12 protein-coding genes are annotated in these 16,187 nt (G+C 71.0%); 9 read left to right on the top strand and 3 right to left on the bottom strand.

From position 1 onward, the window contains the following. Positions 1 to 24 precede the first annotated feature (24 nt). The 7 genes from ribD to AB0230_RS03115 all read left to right on the top strand — a co-directional run bounded on the left by ribD (position 25) and on the right by AB0230_RS03115 (position 8,010). Positions 25 to 1,098 (top strand): bifunctional diaminohydroxyphosphoribosylaminopyrimidine deaminase/5-amino-6-(5-phosphoribosylamino)uracil reductase RibD, encoded by a 1,074-nt coding sequence (gene ribD, locus AB0230_RS03085; protein WP_366373904.1) that lies wholly within the window; start codon positions 25 to 27, stop codon positions 1,096 to 1,098. After that, complete coding sequence (locus AB0230_RS03090; protein ID WP_315993386.1) at positions 1,098 to 1,754, top strand: riboflavin synthase; 657 nt, start codon at positions 1,098 to 1,100, stop codon at positions 1,752 to 1,754. The genes ribD and AB0230_RS03090 overlap by 1 nt, the downstream gene beginning before the upstream one ends. After that, positions 1,751 to 3,019, top strand: a complete 1,269-nt coding sequence (ribA, locus tag AB0230_RS03095) for a GTP cyclohydrolase II (protein ID WP_315993387.1) — start codon at positions 1,751 to 1,753, stop codon at positions 3,017 to 3,019. Before AB0230_RS03090 ends, ribA begins: the two co-directional genes overlap by 4 nt. Then, the gene (gene ribH / locus AB0230_RS03100; protein WP_315993388.1) at positions 3,019 to 3,492 is read left to right on the top strand and encodes a 6,7-dimethyl-8-ribityllumazine synthase; all 474 of its coding nucleotides are present in this window, start codon (positions 3,019 to 3,021) and stop codon (positions 3,490 to 3,492) included. Before ribA ends, ribH begins: the two co-directional genes overlap by 1 nt. Before the next feature lie 325 nt (positions 3,493 to 3,817). Continuing rightward, positions 3,818 to 4,171, top strand: a complete 354-nt coding sequence (locus AB0230_RS03105) for a Fe-S protein (RefSeq protein ID WP_315993389.1) — start codon at positions 3,818 to 3,820, stop codon at positions 4,169 to 4,171. Between the two features lie 204 nt (positions 4,172 to 4,375). After that, entirely contained in the window at positions 4,376 to 5,827 is a 1,452-nt protein-coding gene (locus AB0230_RS03110; RefSeq protein ID WP_315993390.1) for an MFS transporter, read from the top strand. A gap of 308 nt (positions 5,828 to 6,135) precedes the next feature. Next, on the top strand, positions 6,136 to 8,010 hold the full coding sequence (locus AB0230_RS03115; RefSeq protein ID WP_315993391.1) for an ABC transporter ATP-binding protein: 1,875 nt from the start codon (positions 6,136 to 6,138) through the stop codon (positions 8,008 to 8,010). A 139-nt stretch (positions 8,011 to 8,149) separates the two neighbouring features. Here the strand turns inward: AB0230_RS03115 and AB0230_RS03120 are convergent, their stop codons facing one another. Next, positions 8,150 to 10,039, bottom strand: a complete 1,890-nt coding sequence (locus tag AB0230_RS03120) for a phosphoenolpyruvate carboxykinase (GTP) (protein ID WP_366373908.1) — start codon at positions 10,037 to 10,039, stop codon at positions 8,150 to 8,152. 117 nt (positions 10,040 to 10,156) lie between these two features. On the opposite strand from AB0230_RS03120, the gene AB0230_RS03125 reads away from it, so the two are divergent. Beyond that, positions 10,157 to 11,596 (top strand): helix-turn-helix domain-containing protein, encoded by a 1,440-nt coding sequence (locus AB0230_RS03125; protein ID WP_315993393.1) that lies wholly within the window; start codon positions 10,157 to 10,159, stop codon positions 11,594 to 11,596. Between the two features lie 145 nt (positions 11,597 to 11,741). On the opposite strand, the gene AB0230_RS03130 is transcribed toward AB0230_RS03125, so the two are convergent. Beyond that, a complete protein-coding gene (locus tag AB0230_RS03130; RefSeq protein ID WP_315993394.1) occupies positions 11,742 to 13,214 on the bottom strand; it encodes an NAD-dependent succinate-semialdehyde dehydrogenase in 1,473 nt (490 codons plus the stop codon). Positions 13,215 to 13,469: 255 nt separating this feature from the next. Further along, positions 13,470 to 15,305, bottom strand: a complete 1,836-nt coding sequence (locus AB0230_RS03135; RefSeq protein ID WP_366373910.1) for an FAD-dependent monooxygenase — start codon at positions 15,303 to 15,305, stop codon at positions 13,470 to 13,472. A gap of 96 nt (positions 15,306 to 15,401) precedes the next feature. On the opposite strand from AB0230_RS03135, the gene AB0230_RS03140 reads away from it, so the two are divergent. Further along, positions 15,402 to 16,106: a helix-turn-helix domain-containing protein gene (locus tag AB0230_RS03140; protein WP_315993396.1), complete on the top strand. Its 705-nt coding sequence runs from the start codon at positions 15,402 to 15,404 to the stop codon at positions 16,104 to 16,106. Positions 16,107 to 16,187 lie beyond the last annotated feature (81 nt).

Below are 16,187 nucleotides of genomic sequence, written 5' to 3' on the forward strand. Positions count from 1 at the left end.
CGACGGCGCGGGAAGGACAGGGAAATGGCATCCGCCGTCGAGATCGACGCCATGCGGCGAGCGCTGCAGCTCGCCCGGCGCGGCCCGCGCGGGCTCAACCCGCAGGTGGGCGCCGTCATCCTGTCCCCCGCCGGCGAGATCCTCGCGGAGGGCTTCCATCGCGGCGCCGGCACGGCGCACGCCGAAGTCGACGCCCTCTCCCAGCTCGCGCCCGGCGCCGCCCGCGGCGCCACCGCCGTCGTGACCCTCGAGCCGTGCAATCACACCGGTCGCACCGGTCCGTGCGCCCTCGCTCTCATCGAGGCGGGCGTCGCTCGCGTGGTCTACGCGCTCGACGACCCGACCGATGCCGCGTCCGGAGGAGCCGACCGGCTGCGTACGGCCGGCGTCGACGTCGAGTCGGGACCCGAGGCGGATGCCGCAGAGGCGCTCGTGCGCGATTGGACCCACCTGCAGCGCACCGGCCGCCCGCGCGTCACGGTCAAGTGGGCCCAGAGCCTCGACGGCCGCGCCGCGGCCGACGACGGCACGAGCCAGTGGATCACCGGGCCCGACGCCCGCCGCGACGTGCACGCCCGCCGCGCGGCGGCCGACGCGATCGTCGCCGGAACCGGCACCGTGCGCACCGACGACCCCGCCCTGACCGCCCGGGACGACGACGGTTCGCTCCTCGCGGATCAGCCGATGCCGGTCATCATCGGTGAGAGTGAGACGGCACCGGATGCGGCCGTGCGCCGCCATCCGCGAGACCCCTTGTTCTACACGACGCACGATCTGCACGCGGTGCTCGCCGATCTCGCCGAGCGGGGCGTGCAGCGCGTCTTCGTCGAGGGCGGACCGACCCTCGCGAGCGCGTTCGTGCGCGAGGGTCTCGTCGATGAACTGCTCGTCTACGTCGCCCCCGTGCTGCTCGGCGGCTCGCGCCTGGCGCTGGGCGATGTGGGAGTGCCGAGCATCGGCGCGGCCAAACGGCTGGTGGTGGCATCCGTCACTCCCCTCGGCGACGATCTGCTCATCGTCGCCCGCCCGGCCGAGGCCGGACCCCGAAGCCCCGAGACTGTGCCCGCGGCCGCGGGCGAGAACGAAGGAGACGCCTGATGTTCACCGGAATCGTCGAAGAGATCGGCGCCGTCACCGCCGTCGAGCCGTCGGGCGACGGCGTGCGTCTGACACTGCGCGCCCCCCTGTCGGTGTCGGACGCCGGTCACGGCGACTCGATCTCGGTCAGCGGCGTGTGCCTCACCGTCGTCGACCAGGGCGACGACTGGTTCACCGCCGATGTGATGAAGCAGACCCTCGACATGTCGACCCTCGCCGATGTGGCCCCCGGTCGCGCCGTGAACCTCGAACGGGCCACCGCCGCCCACGGTCGCCTGGGCGGGCACATCGTGCAGGGCCACATCGACGGCACGGGCGTCGTGCGCGAGGTGCGACCCGGCGCGCAGTGGAGCGTCGTACGCATCGGCATCCCGGCCCCCCTCGCCCCGCTCGTCGTCGACAAGGGCTCGATCGCGATCGACGGCGTCTCGCTGACCGTCAGCGCCGTGAGCGCAGCCTCCGAGCCCGAGCCGTGGCTGGAGGTCTCGCTCATCCCCGAGACCCTCGAGGCCACGACCCTCGGACGCGCCGAGGCCGGAACGCCCGTCAACCTCGAGACCGACATCCTGGCCCGTCATGTGCAGCGCATGCTCGCCTTCCGCACGACAGAGAACCCCGCGGCGACCGCCGCACAGACCGAGAGGGGCTCCGAATGAGCCTGTCCACCATCCCCGAGGCCCTGGAGGCTCTCCGTCAGGGCCGACCGATCCTGGTCGCCGACGACGAGAACCGCGAGAACGAGGGCGACGTCATCATCTCGGCCCAGCTCGCGACACCCGAGTGGCTCGCCTGGACCGTCCGCTGGTCGAGCGGCTACGTCTGCGCGCCCATGCCCGCCGAGTGGGCCGACCGCCTCGACCTGCCCCCGATGGTCGAGGTCAACCAGGACGCCCGCGGCACCGCCTACACGGTCAGCGTCGACGCGGCATCCGGGGTCACCACCGGCATCAGCGCCGCCGACCGCGCGCGCACCCTCAACGTGCTCGCTGCACCCGACTCCGAGCCGTCGAGCCTGATCCGGCCCGGACACGTGCTCCCCCTGCGCGCGGTGGACGGCGGCGTGCGCGAGCGCGCGGGGCACACGGAGGCCGCCGTCGATCTCATGCGCCTCGCGGGGCTCGAGCCCGTCGGTGCGATCGCCGAGGTCGTCGCCGAGGACGGCAGCATGATGCGCCTGCCCGGACTGTTCGAGCTCGGCGAGCGCGACGGCATCCCGGTGATCACGATCGAGCAGCTCATCGCCCACCTGAACGACACCGACCCTCTGCCCGCCACGGCGGCGCCGAGGCGTCGCGTGAGCCTGCGCGCCGAATCCAATGTGCCCACCTCGCACGGCACGTTCCGCTTCCTCGCGTACAAGGACCGCGTCACCGGCACCGACCACCTGGCTGTCGTCTCGGGCGACCTGACCGAAGAGGCGCCCCTCGTGCGCGTGCACTCGGAGTGCCTGACCGGCGAGGCGTTCGGCTCGCTGAAGTGCGAGTGCGGACCGCAGCTCGAGGCGGCACTCGACACGATCGATCGCGACGGCGGCATCGTCATCTACATGCGCGGTCACGAGGGCCGCGGCATCGGCCTCATCAACAAGCTGCGCGCGTACAACCTGCAGGAGCGCGGCATGGATACGGTGGATGCCAACCTCGCCCTGGGCCTCCCCGCCGACGCGCGCGACTACGCCGCCGCCGCCGGCATCCTGACCGACCTCGGCGTCGAGAAGGTGCGCCTGCTGACGAACAACACCGACAAGGTCGCGCAGCTGCGCGGCTTCGGCCTCGACGTCGTCGAGCAGGTCCCCCTGCTCGTGGGCGTCGGCCCCAACAACCACCAGTACCTCGAGACGAAGCGCGACCGGATGGGTCACATCATCGCCGAGGACGACCTGCGCGACGCCCTCGCGCACATGAAGGAAGAGAGCGCCTGATGGCCGGCAGTGGAGCACCCGAGACCGGCGGCGTCGACGCGTCGGGACTGAACGTCGTCGTCATCGCCGGTACTTGGCACGAGGTCATCACGAACGGCCTCATCGCCGGAGCGGAGCGCGTGCTGGATGCCACCGGCGCGACCTACCGCGTCGTGCGCGTGCCGGGGTCGTTCGAGCTGCCCGTGGCCGCCAAGGCGGCCCTCGACGCCGGGGCGGACGCCGTGGTGGCGCTGGGCGTGATCATCCGCGGCGGGACCCCGCACTTCGACTTCGTCTCGTCGGCCGCGACCGACGGACTGACGCGCGTCGCGCTCGACACGGGCAAGCCCGTCGGTTTCGGCGTGCTCACCCTCGACGACGAGCAGCAGGGGCTGGACCGCGCGGGGCTCGAGGGCTCCAAGGAGGACAAGGGCGAGGAGGCCGCGGACGCGGCGATCCGCACCGCCCTCGTGCTGCGGGAGCTGCGCGGCTGAGACGGTCTGATCACGGGCCCGGCGACCACTGCGGTCGCCGGGCCCGTTCTCGTTCGCGGGGCGGGACGGAAGTGGCTGAGCCTGTCGAAGCCAACGGGGGTCCGCGGGTCGGGGGCGGGCCCTTCGACGAGCTCAGCGACCGCGCGCGGGGCTCAGGGACCGCGCGCGGGGCTCACGGGCCACGCGCAGGGCTCACGGGCCACGCGCGGGGCTCACGGGCCACGCGCAGGGCTTACGGGCCACGCGTAGGGCTCGGTCAGGACCGCGCGCGGGGTGAGGACCGCCTTGCTGGCGGCGCACCCGCGCCGTCCCTACCCTGACGGGTATGGAGATCCTGCGGAACGTCGTCGTCCTCGTCCACCTCGTCGGCTTCGCGATCCTCTTCGGGGCCTGGGTCGTCGAGGCGGTCTCCCGGCGCGTGCGCGTGACGCCGCTGATGAACTACGCGCTCGTGATCTCCCTCATCACGGGCCTCGCTCTGTCGGCGCCGTGGGGCCTGGACCACGACCTCAATTACGCCAAAATCGGCATCAAGCTCGTCGTCCTGCTCGTGATCGGCGCGCTGCTGGGCATCGGGTCCGCACGTCAGAAGCGCACGGGCTCGCTCTCCCCCGCGATCTTCTGGCCCATCGGCATCCTGGCTCTGCTCAACGCGGGCCTCGCGGTCATCTGGCGCTGACGACTTCCGCGGTCTCGCGCGACCTGCCTGCGGGACGGGGCACGTTCAGCGCGCGCATAGACTGGAGGGTCTAGACGCCCCTCACTCGGGGACGTCGCCGGTGCCCCCGCCCGCGCGCTCTCTCACCACCACCCCCGTGACCGCTGCGTGCCACCGCTGCGCCCCACCCCGGACGCGAACGAAGAATCTTCCCGTCAGGCAGTCATGACCACGTCATCCCCCTCCACCCGTTCGGCCTCGGCCCCGGCCAATCCGCGTTCGCGCGTCATCACCGCGAGCCTCATCGGCACCACGATCGAGTTCTACGACTTCTACGCGTACGCGACCGCGGCCGTGCTCGTCTTCCCGATCCTCTTCTTCCCGACCGGCAACGAGACCACCTCGCTGCTGCTGTCGTTCAGCGTCTTCGGCGCCGCCATGGTTGCGCGTCCCCTCGGTGCCGTCGTCTTCGGCCACTTCGGCGACCGCTTCGGCCGCAAGGCGACCCTCGTGGCATCCCTGCTGACGATGGGCGTCGCGACCTTCCTCATCGGTCTGCTGCCGACCTTCAACGAGATCGGTGTGTGGGCGGCGATCCTGCTGCTCATCATGCGCCTCGCGCAGGGCTTCGCCCTCGGCGGCGAGTGGTCGGGCGCGGCGCTCGTGGCGACCGAGAACGCTCCGAAGGGCAAGCGCGCCCTGTTCGGCACGTTCCCCCAGCTGGGCGCCCCCATCGGCTTCATCATCGCCAACGGCATCTTCCTCATCATCAACTTCGCCCTGCCGCACCCCGACGGCACGGCGCAGCGCTCCGCGGAGTTCCTCGCGTGGGGCTGGCGCGTGCCGTTCCTCTTCTCGGCCGTCATGGTCATCGTGGGCCTCTGGGTGCGCCTGCGGCTCGTCGAGAGCGAGTCGTTCTCGAAGGCCGAGAAGAGCGGCGTGATCCGCAAGTTCCCGCTCGGCGAGGTCATCCGCCGCAACTGGAAGCAGCTGATCCTCGGCACGTTCATCATGCTGGCGACCTACGTGCTCTTCTACCTCATGACCAGCTTCACGCTGTCGTACGGCACCAAGCCGACCGCCGAGGGCGCGGCGGCCGCCGCGGAGAAGGCCGGAACCGCCTTCGACGCCGCCGCCTACGTTCCGGGCCTGGGCTTCGGCTACACCGACTTCGTCATCATGCAGATCATCGGCGTAGTGTTCTTCGGCGTCTTCACGATGTTGTCCGGGCCGCTCGCCGACCGCTTCGGTCGCAAGCGCCTGCTCATCGTGGTGACCGCGGCGATCATCGTGTTCGGTCTGACCTTCGCGTTCTTCCTGCTCCCGCAGGCCGACGCGACGCTGACCCACGTGTACGTGCAGGCGTTCCTCATCATCGGGTTCCTGCTCATGGGCTCGACGTTCGGCCCCATGGGTGCCGTGCTGCCCGAGCTGTTCCCCACGAACACGCGCTACACGGGTTCGGCCATCTCGTACAACGTCTCGTCGATCCTGGGCGCGGCGCTCGCACCCATCGTCGCCGTCGCGCTGTGGGCCGCCGGTGACGGCAACCCCTGGCTGGTGGGCGTCTACCTGTCGGCGATGGGTGTGCTGACCCTCGTCGCCCTCGTGCTCTCGCCCGAGACGAAGGACGTCGACTACGACGACAACATCGCCGCCGGAGCGACCGCACCGTAACGCGGAGTTCTCGACGACGGATGCCACGGGGCCTCGGCCTCGTGGCATCCGTCGTTCCCGGCGCGGGACTCCTGCTCATCCGGCACCGATGGGTCGTGACGGGCCGGAGGGGCCGCCTTCGCCGGAGGTGTGCGCCGAAGGACCGTTCCGCCGCGATGGGCCCTCCGCCTCGTCGGCGCGGACGGGCGCTGCACTCCTCCCCACCCGGGGCCCCCACCGAGTTCTCCCCCATCACGCCTCGCGGGGGCGAAGCGCACAGCCGCGGAAGGTACGGTCGAAGTACCCCGATCCCTTTCCCGAGGATGAGCATGTCTTCACCCGCTCTCGCGCGCGGTCGGCGCGGCCGCCGCACCCCCGAAGGTCCGCGCGCGTCGTTCCGTCAGCTGCTGCCGTTCCTGCTCGAGCACAAGCGCACGCTCGCTGTGGTCGCAGTCCTCAGCGTCCTCGGGGCGGGGGCGACGCTCGCCCAGCCGCTGCTGGTCGGTCAGGTCATCACGCGCGTGCAGAACAGCATCCCGCTCGGCGCCCTCGTCTGGCTGCTGGTCGCGTTCGTCGTGCTGTCGTCGGTGATCTCGGGCTTCCAGCACTATCTGCTCCAGCGCACCGGCACCGCGGTGGTGTACTCCTCGCGGCGCCGGCTGATCGCGCGCATCCTGCGCCTGCCCATCAGCGAGTTCGACGCGCGTCGCACGGGCGACCTCGTCTCGCGCGTGGGCACCGACACCACGCTCCTGTACGCCGTGCTGACGCAGGGCTTCGCGGATGCCGTGGGCAACGCGCTGATCCTGCTCGGCGCCGTCATCGCGATGGCGTTCATCGACCCCCTGCTGCTGGTGCTCATCGTCGTGGTCGTCGGAGCGTCGCTCGGCATCGTGGTGCTCCTCAGCACGCGCATCCGCGCGGCATCCGCGATCCAGCAGGAGAAGGTCGGCGAGCTGTCGTCCGGTGTGGAGCGCGCGGTCGGGTCGGTCCGCACCATCCGCGCATCCGGCGCGACCGAGCGTGAGACCACCGCCGTGACGGAGAGCGCGACCGCCGCCTACGACGCGGGAGTGCGCATCGCCCGCGTGTCGGCGCTGATCGTGCCGATCGCCTTCGTCGCCCTGCAGGTGTCGTTGCTCGTCGTGCTCGGTGTCGGCGGGTACCGCGTGGCATCCGGGGCCATCGACGTCGCCTCGCTGGTGACGTTCGTGATCTTCCTGTTCCTGCTCGTGCAGCCGCTCGCCTCGGCGATCGGAGCCATCACGTCGGTGAACCAGGCCCTCGGCGCGCTGGGGCGCATCCAGGAGGTGCTCGACCTTCCGCTCGAAGACGACGGCGATCGACCGACGTCGGCGGCGACGGTTCCGGATGCCGCGGCGATCGCGTTCCGCGACGTGCGCTTCCGCTATCCCGACCACGTCGTCCGGGCACGGGAGGCGGCGGCGAAGGAGGCCCGATCGGTGCTCGCCGAGGTGCACCTGGACGCCGCCCCGAGCGAGGCGCCGGCTCCCGAGACCGACCGCGACGTGCTGCGCGGAGTGTCGTTCACCGTGCCGCGCGGCGCGCGCGTCGCTCTGGTCGGGCCGTCGGGGGCGGGCAAGAGCACGATCCTCTCGCTCGTCGAGCGCTTCTACGACCCCACGGACGGGGAGATCCTCGTCGACGGCATCGACGCCCGCGACCTTCCGCGCGACGACCTGCGCGCCCGCTTCGGCTACGTCGAGCAGGACGCCCCGACCCTGGCCGGAACCATCGCCGACAACCTGCGTCTGTCCTCTCCCGACGCGACCGACGCCGACTGCGAGCGCGTGCTGCAGGCCGTGAACCTCGGCGAGGTGCTCGAGCGCAACCCGCTCGGCGTCGACGCCCCCGTCGGCGAAGACGGCGTGATGCTGTCGGGCGGAGAACGTCAGCGCCTCGCGATCGCCCGTGCGCTGCTCGCCGCTCCCCCGGTCCTGCTGCTGGACGAGTCGACGTCGTCACTCGACGGCGTGAACGAACAGCGCATGCGCGAGGCGATCGACGCCGTGGCGACCGGGCGCACGCTGCTCGTCATCGCGCACCGCCTGTCGACGGTCGTGGACAGCGACCTCATCGTGGTGCTCGAGAACGGCCGCGTCGTCGGCCAGGGCACGCACAGCGAGCTGGTGGCATCCACTCCCCTGTACCGCGACCTGGCGAAGCACCAGCTGCTCGTGTGAGCAGCGGCGTGGGGCCGCGGCTCCCTCGAACGCACCGACGCCCCTCCCGCGCGCCAAGAACGGGAGGGGCGTCGATTCCAGGGCTCGCCCCGCGGCGCGGCACGGGTCAGGACCGTGCGGCGCGGCGGGCGAGCCGGTCTCAGGAGCGCTGCAGGCGGTAGCGCAGCGACGCGAGCTCGGCGCGCAGCGCGGCCGGCAGGTGCGCGCCGAAGGTGTCGTAGAACTCCTCGGTCAGCTCGGCCTCCGCCAGCCACGAGTCGCGGTCGATCGCGAACAGTTCGGCGAGGTCGGCGGCGGGCAGGTCCAGGCCCGACAGGTCGAGGTCTTCGGTGCGGGGCAGGCGTCCGATCGGGCTGTCCACGGCATCCACCTGTCCGTCGACGCGACGGATGATCCAGTCGATCACGCGGGCATTGTCGCCGAAGCCGGGCCAGAGGAAGCGGCCGTCGTCGCCCTTGCGGAACCAGTTGACCTGGAAGATGCGCGGTGCGCGGTCGAAACGCAGCTTCTCGCCGACCTTCAGCCAGTGGCCGAAGTAGTCGCCCATGTTGTAGCCGCAGAACGGGAGCATGGCGAACGGGTCGCGGCGGAGCTCCCCGACGGTGCCCTCCTGCGCGGCCGTCTTCTCGCTCGAGACGGTCGAGCCCAGGAAGACGCCGTGCGACCAATCGGTGGCCTCGAGCACGAGCGGGACGTTGGTCGCGCGGCGACCGCCGAACAGGATGACGTCGAGGGGCACGCCCTCGGGGGTCTCCCAGTCCTCCGCGATCTGCGGGCACTGCGCCGCGCCGACGGTGAAGCGCGAGTTGGGGTGGGCGGCGGGGCGGCCCGACGCGGGCGTCCAGGGGTTGCCCTCCCAGTCGGTGAGGTGCGGGGGCGCCTCGTCGGTCAGCCCCTCCCACCAGACGTCGCCGTCGGGACGCAGGGCGACGTTCGTGAAGATCGTGTTGCCCCAGAGGGTCTCGATCGCGGTGACGTTGGTGGACTCGCCGGTGCCGGGTGCGACACCGAAGAAACCGGCCTCGGGGTTGATCGCCCAGAGGCGTCCGTCCTCACCGGGGCGGATCCATGTGATGTCGTCGCCGAGCGTTTCGACGCGCCACCCCGGGATGGTCGGGCGCAGCATCGCCAGGTTGGTCTTGCCGCAGGCCGAGGGGAATGCGGCCGCGACGTGGTACGCCTTGCCCGTCGGGTCGATCACGCGGATGAGCAGCATGTGCTCGGCGAGCCAGCCCTCGTCGCGACCGATGACCGACGCGATGCGCAGGGCGAAGCACTTCTTGGCGAGGATCGCGTTGCCACCGTATCCCGACCCGAACGACCAGACCTCGAGGGTGTCGGGGAAGTGCACGATGTACTTGTCGTCGTTGCAGGGCCACGCCACATCCGCCTGGCCCGGGCCCAGAGGGGTACCGACCGAGTGCACGGTCTTGACCCACGGCGCGCCCTGGGCGATCTGCTCCGTGACGGCCGTGCCGACGCGGGTCATGACGCCGATGGATGCCACGGCGTAGGCGCTGTCGGTGATCTGCACGCCGATGTGGCTGAGGGGGCCGCCGACGGCGCACATCGAGAACGGCACCACGTACATCGTGCGACCGCGCATCGAGCCCTCGAAGACGCCGTTCAGCGTCTCGCGGATCTCGGCCGGCGCGATCCAGTTGTTGGTGGGGCCGGCGTCCTCTCCGCTCTCGGAGGCGATGTAGGTGCGCGACTCGAGGCGCGCGACGTCGCCGGGGTGCGAGCGGGCGAGGTAGGAGCCGGGGCGCCACTCGGGGTTCAGCTTGATGAGCTTGCCCTCGTCGACCATCTCGCGCAGCAGCGCGTCGTTCTCGGCGGCGGAGCCGTCGACCCAGTGGATGCGGTCGGGCTTCGTGAGGGCCGCGACCTGGTCCACCCACGCGGTGAGGGCGGCCAGGCCGGGACCGTCGACGGCCGGCTTCACGCCGTATCCGGGACGGGCGGGGGCTGCGGCGACCGCGGCGGCGCGGCCGGTGGAGCGGGAAGCGAAGATGTCGGCGAGAGCCATGTCGTTCTCCTCGGTTGAGAGCGAATTCGGTGTTCTCCCCCATCTTGAGGGCCTGGTCGCCGGTCTTTCGAGGAAGATTGCGTGTAAGAAACTCGGTTCTTTCGATATGGTCAAGGAATGGCCTCGTCCTTCGAACTCACCACGCTCGGTCACCGCATCCGCCATCATCGACTCGCGCGCGGGTACACCCTCGACGAGCTCGGCGCACTGGTGGGCGTGGCCGGCAGCCAGCTGAGCCTCATCGAGAACGGCAAGCGCGAGCCGAAGCTCTCCCTGCTGCAGGAGATCGCGCGCGCGACCGAGACCGAGGTGACCGAGCTCCTCTCCCGCGAACCTCCGAACCGTCGCGCGGCCCTGGAGATCGAGCTCGAACGGGCGCAGACCAGTCCGTTCTTCCACCAGCTCGGCATCCCGCCCGTCAAGGTCACCAAGGGCACCAGCGACGAGACCATCGAGGCGGTCCTCGGCCTGCACCGCGAACTCCTGCGGCGCGAGCGCGCGACGATCGCGAGCCCCGAGGAAGCCCGTCGCGCCAACACCGAGCTGCGTCTGCGGATGCGCGAGACCGCCAACCACCTGCCCGAGATCGAGCGCCTCGCCGAGAAGCAGCTCAAGGCGGCGGGCCACTCGACCGGCGCTCTCACCCACCGCACGGTGAGCATCATGGCCGAGCAACTGGGCTTCGAGCTCATCTACGTCGCCGACCTCCCGCACTCGGCGCGATCGGTCACCGACCTCGAGCACGGCCGCATCTACCTGCCCCCCGCGTCGATTCCGGGCGGCCACGGCCTCCGCTCCATGGCGCTGCAGGCGATGGCGCACCGGCTCCTCGGACACCGTCCTCCCACCGACTACGCCGACTTCCTCCAGCAGCGGCTCGAGATCAACTACTACGCCGCCTGCTGCCTCATGCCCGAGACCAGCGCGGTGGCGTTCCTCGCGCAGGCGAAGAAGGACCGCAACCTCGCGGTCGAAGACTTCCGCGACGCGTTCGGCGTCACCCACGAAGCCGCCGCGATGCGCATGACCAATCTGATGACCACGCACCTCGGCATCCATCTGCACTTCCTGCGCGTCGACGGCGACGGGGCGATCTCGCGCGTGTACGAGAACGACGGACTGCCGCTGCCCACCGACGTCACGGGCAGCGTCGAAGGCCAGGTCGTGTGCAAGAAGTTCTCGGCGCGCTCCGCGTTCGCCGAGCACAACCGCACGACGGAGCACTACCAGTACACCGACACCCCCGCCGGGACCTTCTGGTGCTCGACGCAGACGGGGAGCACCAGCGACGGGGACTTCTCGATCACCGTCGGCGTGCCCTTCGACGACGCGCGGTGGTTCCGCGGTCGCGACACCGCCAAGCGCGGCGTCTCGCATTGCCCCGACGAGTCGTGCTGCCGGCGCCCCGACGCCGAGGCCGCGGAGCGCTGGCAGGGCAAGGCCTGGCCGAGCGCGCGCGTGCACCGCCACATGTTCTCACCGCTGCCGCGGGGCATGTTCCCCGGCGTCGACGACGCCGAGGTGTTCGCCTTCCTCGACCGTCACGCGGACGGCTGACGCCCCCTTCCGGCGAGTCGCCATTTCTTGTCGCTTCGCACGGCCCGGAAGCGACAAGATCCGGCCACTCGTGCGGGAGCACGGAACGACGGATGCCACGACCCCGGGCCCTCGCGGCGCGCCGGGATCGTGGCATCGAAACGTGTTACGCGTAGGGGTTCGCCGTCAGCGTGTACTTCGTCTGCAGGTACTCGTGGATGCCCTCGTCGCCGCCCTCACGGCCGAGGCCCGACTGCTTCCAGCCGCCGAAGGGAGCGGCGGCGTTGGAGACGACGCCGACGTTCAGGCCCATCATCCCGGTCTCGAGCTTGTCGATCATGCGCTGACCGCGCGAGAGCGACTCGGTGAAGACGTACGAGACGAGACCGTACTCGGTGTCGTTGGCGAGGCGCACGGCGTCGTCCTCGTCGTCGAAGGGGATGATCGCGAGCACCGGCCCGAAGATCTCCTCCCGGAGGATGTCGCTGCCCGGCTTCACGTCGGACACGACGGTCGGCTCGAAGAACGTGCCGGGGCCGTCGATGGGCGAACCACCGACGGTGACGGTCGCGCCGCGCTCGACGGCATCCCCCACCAGCGTCTTGGCCTTGTCGACGGCGCGGTCGTCGATCAGGGGCCCGATCTGCACGCCCTCCTCGGTGCCGCGACCGACCTTCATGCCCTGGACGCGCTCGGTGACGCGTCGGGTGAACTCCTCGACGACGCTGCGCTGCACGATGAAGCGGTTGGCGGCGGTACAGGCCTGGCCGATGTTGCGGAACTTCGCGAGCATCGCACCCTCGACGGCCTTGTCCAGGTCGGCGTCGTCGAACACGACGAAGGGGGCGTTGCCGCCGAGCTCCATCGAGGTGCGCAGCACGCCCGGGGCTGCTTGCTGCAGCAGCTTCACGCCGACCGGGGTCGAGCCGGTGAACGAGAGCTTGCGCAGGCGGGGGTCGGAGATGATGCGCTCCGACACGGGGCCGGTGTTCGTGGTGGTGACGACGTTCACGACGCCGGCGGGGAGCCCGGCATCCTGCAGGATCTGCGCGAAGAAGAGCGTCGTCAGCGGCGTGAGGGTGGCCGGCTTGATGACGACCGTGCAACCGGCGGCGAGCGCGGGGGCGATCTTGCGGGTGGCCATCGCGAGGGGGAAGTTCCAGGGGGTGATGAGGTAGCAGGGACCCACGGGGTGCTGCGAGACGATCATGCGACCCGTGCCCTCGGGGTTCGCGCCGTAGCGGCCCTGGGTGTGGGCGGTGACCTCGCTGAACCAGCGGAGGAACTCCCCGCCGTAGCCGACCTCGCCGCGCGCTTCGGCGAGCGGCTTGCCCATCTCGAGCGTCATGAGCAGCGCGATGTCCTCCTTGCGCTCCTGCAGCAGGTCGAACGCCCGGCGGAGGATCTCGGCACGCTCACGCGACGGAGTGGCCGCCCACGACGGGAACGCCTCGGCCGCGGCATCCATCGCCGCGATGCCGTCGTCGATGGACGCGTCGGCGATCTCGAGCAGGACGTCACCGGTGGCGGGATCGTTCACCGCCACGGTCTTGCGGGCCTCGGCTGTGCGCCACTCCCCGTTGATCAAGAGGCCGGTGGGTACGGATGCCAGCAGTTCGCTCTCGCGCGAATCGGTCATGAATCCTCCTGGATCGGGGCGGGGTGTCCCGCCCATTCTCGTCAGCCCGCGAAGCGGTGCCGATATACGTCGTGTACAAACCGGATGACGCGGTGGCCTCGGTGGACACGCGGAGGGAGCGAACCGGCGCATGCCGCGACACTCCGCCCGAGCGTCTCCTCCCGGGTCGCTCCACGCACCCTGCGCGTGTGAACGCTCCGCACCGGGAGGAACGCCATGTCACCGCGTTTCTGGCTCGGGGGAGCGTTCACAGGGTCAACCCGCCGTCGGCTCCGCCATCGCCCCGGCGAGGAAGCGCTCGAGGCCGGCCGGGTCGGTCAGCGGCAGCACGTGCGCCACGTACTGGTCGGGGCGCACGAGCACCACCGCCCCCTCCGGGCCGATGCCGCGCTCTGCGAAGATGTCGGCGGTCGTCCAGGCCGACGGTGCGGCGGCGAAGACCTTCTCGAGATCGGTCAGGCCCAGCGGCCCCGAGCGCGGGCGGAAGAGCGCGGGCGCGTCGACCACGTCCTCCCATCGGCCGGGGAACACCGCCTTCACGTCGAACACCGCGTCGAGGTCGGCCCCTGCGGGCGTGAACCGCTCGACGATCTCCTGCGCGGCTTCGGCCCAGGCGCGCAGGGCCGAGCCGTCGGCATCCGCGAAGGCATACACGCGCCACCGGCCATCGGCCTTCGCGTGATGGCCGAGGTGCACGGCGTTGCCGTCGCACACCCGCACGACCTCGACGCTCTTGAAGCGCTTGCCGACCGGGAATCCGGATGCCAGGTCCTGAGCGGGCGCGTCGGAGGTGATCGCCGAGGGGGCGTACTGCGTCATGAATCCCGAGGGGAACTCGGCCGTGGCCAGGTAGTAGGTCGACAGCTCCGCGGGGTCGGTGATCTCGCCGGGCTTGCGCGCCATGAGCGATGACCACTCCCGGTCGAAGTCGATGAGCTGCTGGGCCACCGGGCGCCGCTCGTCGTCGTAGGTGCGCAGCAGATCGGCGGGAGCCAGGCCGGTCAGCACGTGACCGAGCTTCCAGCCGAGGTTGAACCCGTCCTGCATCGACACGTTCATGCCCTGGCCCGCCTTGGCGCTGTGGGTGTGGCAGGCATCGCCGGCGAGGAAGACACGCGGGGCGTCGAGGTCGTCGACGAACCGGTCGGTCACCCGGTGCCCCACCTCATACACGCTGTGCCACGCGACCTGCTTCACGTCGATCGAGTAGGGGTGCAGGATCTCGTTGGCCCGCCGGATGACCTCCTCGATCGGGGTCTGACGCACGCGGTGGTCGTCGTCGGCCGCGACCTCGCCGAGGTCGATGTACATGCGGCTGAGATAGCCGCCCTCGCGCGGGATGTGCAGGATGTTCCCCGCCGCGGCGTTGATCGCGCACTTGATGCGCCAGTCGGGGAAGTCGGTCTCGACGAGAACGTCCATCACTCCCCACGCGTGACGGGCGGCGGCTCCGACATGAGTGCGGCCGATCGCCTGACGCACGCCACTGCGCGCTCCGTCGCACCCCACGACGTACCGCGCGCGGACGGTCCGCTCGCCCGCGGCATCCGCCACGCGCACCTCGACGCCGTCGTCGACGACCGTCAGACCGCGGAACTCCACGCCGTAGTCGCGCACGATCCGCGCGGGACCCTGCGCGGCCGCCTCGGCGAAGTAGTCGAGCACGCGCGCCTGATTGACGATGAGATGCGGGAACTCGCTGATCTTCAGGCCGTAGTCCTCGGTGCGCGTCGTCCGCACGATGCGGTCGGGGTTCTCGGGGTCGGGCGCCCAGAAATTCATCCAGCCGATGTTGTACGCCTCGGCGGTGATGCGGTCGGCGAAGCCGAAGGCCTGGAAGGTCTCGACGCTGCGGGGTTGGATGCCGTCGGCCTGACCGAGCGCGAGACGACCATCGCGTTTCTCGATGAGGCGCGTGGTGATCTGGGGGAACTGCGACAGCTGCGCCGCGAGCAGCATCCCCGCGGGGCCCGAGCCCACGATGAGCACGTCGACCTCGTCGGGCACCGCCGCGGGGCGGTCGACGCCGGTGCCTGCGGCATTCTGCACGCGCGGATCGCCAGAGACGTAGCCGTGGTGGTGGAACTGCATCGTTTCTCCTGACGTCGATGTCGGGTTGCGGCACCCTCGTCACTGTTCTATATTCGAACGCAACGTTCCGCTATCGAACGAGAGGCTAACCGACCGATGCCGCCACGGCAAGACGCCGCTCCCGCCTCGCAGACGCTGAGCCGCGGCATCCGCCTGCTCGAAGAGCTCGCCGATGCGCGGACACCGCTGTCGATCGACGACCTCGCAGCCCGCGTCGACCTGCATCGCTCCGTCGCGTATCGATTGCTGCGGACGCTCGAGGACCACGGTCTGGTGAGCCGGGATTCCGCGGGGGCCGTGCGCCTGGGGACGGGCCTGGCGGCGCTGGCCGCCGGGGTCGCCGCCGACCTGCAGGCCGAGGCCCTGCCCGAACTCACCGCGGCCGCCAACGATCTCGGCATGACGTGCTTCCTCGTGGTGCTCGATCACGACGAGTGCGTGACCCTCGCGAGCGTCGAACCCCGGCACACGGTGACGGCGGTGGCGCAGCGGCCCGGGTCGCGGCATCCGGTCACCCGGGGTGCCCCCGGGCGCGCGATCCTCGCGCAGCTCCCGCCGCGCCGCTGGCCCGACGAGGTCGATGCGCGGCTGGCGTCGGAGGTGGCGGATGCCGCGGAGCGCGGCTGGGCGACGAGTCATGACGAGGTGATCCCGTCGCTGCACGCCGTGGCGGTCCCCCTGCAGGTGCAGGGGCGGGAGCCCGCGGCGATCGCCGCGGTGCACGTGGCGACCGACCTCGACGAGGCGGCGATCGCCGCGCGGCTCGGGGCCGCGGCATCCGCGATCCGGGGAGCGCTGTAGGTCGGGTCCCGCACGCGGTGCGCCGCCCGGGTTCTTCGTCCGGAGCCCGCGCCCGGGATCCGCCGGGACGGCATCCTGCTG

The organism is Microbacterium sp. NPDC089190, assembly GCF_040701795.1.
GTDB lineage: Bacteria > Actinomycetota > Actinomycetes > Actinomycetales > Microbacteriaceae > Microbacterium > Microbacterium galbum.